The sequence below is a fragment of the Snodgrassella alvi genome (assembly GCF_002777425.1).
Classification (GTDB): domain Bacteria; phylum Pseudomonadota; class Gammaproteobacteria; order Burkholderiales; family Neisseriaceae; genus Snodgrassella; species Snodgrassella alvi_B.
The window spans coordinates 1-935 of record NZ_MDVC01000024.1 but is presented as its reverse complement, the minus strand read 5'-3'; the positions used below and the strand labels follow the sequence as shown (position 1 = coordinate 935).

Genomic DNA, 935 nt, shown 5'->3' with positions numbered 1-935 from the left:
AGACAAAAGGACTGGCTAAAGAAAAGCAGCTAGAGAATTTATTTTACTCATCAGACAGTCATTGTGTTAGAACGAATGCCGATGAGTAGGTAGTGTCTGTCAGATTAAGTTTAAGCTAGTACACAAAATCCGAATCATTATCGAATTCAAATAGTGTAGCGATTCCATTCAACGTTGTATTTTTTGCCTCGATTCCAAAGCAACCTTCACCATTAATATCCAAATTATAGCCATTCTCAAGGTGATAATCTTGCATTTCATCATTTTTGTAGAAGAATAGAAATTCTTCATCTCGAAAACTATCTCGTTTATATTTATAATTAATAGATGCTATTTTTTTGATCAATGAAGAAAATACATCATCTATCAACTTATTAGTATAAAACCCATACATAACACCTGTCCATTCAGTCATATATTTATCTCCTAAACTATTTGCATCCAGAAGCGCCATGTTTAATATCACCTCGGAGCTTATTATTCGCACTTCTGAGCTGTATATCTTCTTCTATATATAGCCTTAAATATCCATTCTGTCGATCTACTCTTTTAACCTTAGAGCTATCGATTTCAAATGAAATAAAATTAGTACTCTTTTCTTTGGTCAATCCCATTTTACCTCGCAAGCCTGATGATTTTAGCTCCTCTGGAGATAATGTAGTTACATATACACCCTGAGGTTTGCCCTGAATAGAACCTTTTCCTCTAACACCTGGATCTTTTTTTCTAATTACACCGGATCCCATAATCCCGTTATATCCATCTTTACTTGTGTAGTGATAAACGCGAATAGCATCTAGCCCCCACGGATCAATCCAAGTCAACCCATTAGGCGCATACTGATACAGATTAAAACCACCCAGCAACCCAATCGGATCTGGCTGAGTAAAGCGTCCTATATCCGGATCATAGTACCTGAAAGTATTGTAATGTAA

Annotated in this window: 2 protein-coding genes; both read right to left on the bottom strand. The window is 35.7% G+C overall.

Going from position 1 to position 935, the window contains the following annotated elements:
* Window positions 1-115: 115 nt before the first annotated feature.
* Window positions 116-454, bottom strand: a complete 339-nt coding sequence (locus BGI33_RS03145) for a hypothetical protein (protein ID WP_180297035.1) — start codon at window positions 452-454, stop codon at window positions 116-118.
* A partial coding sequence (locus BGI33_RS03140; RefSeq protein ID WP_306807478.1) for an RHS repeat-associated core domain-containing protein occupies window positions 432-935 on the bottom strand: 504 nt, incomplete at its 5' end. The genes BGI33_RS03140 and BGI33_RS03145, both read right to left, overlap by 23 nt.

Excerpts from the sequence above, each read along its gene's own strand:
- BGI33_RS03145 (WP_180297035.1), bottom strand. The coding sequence starts at position 454 with ATGGCGCTTCTGGATGCAAATAGTTTAGGAGATAAATATATGACTGAA.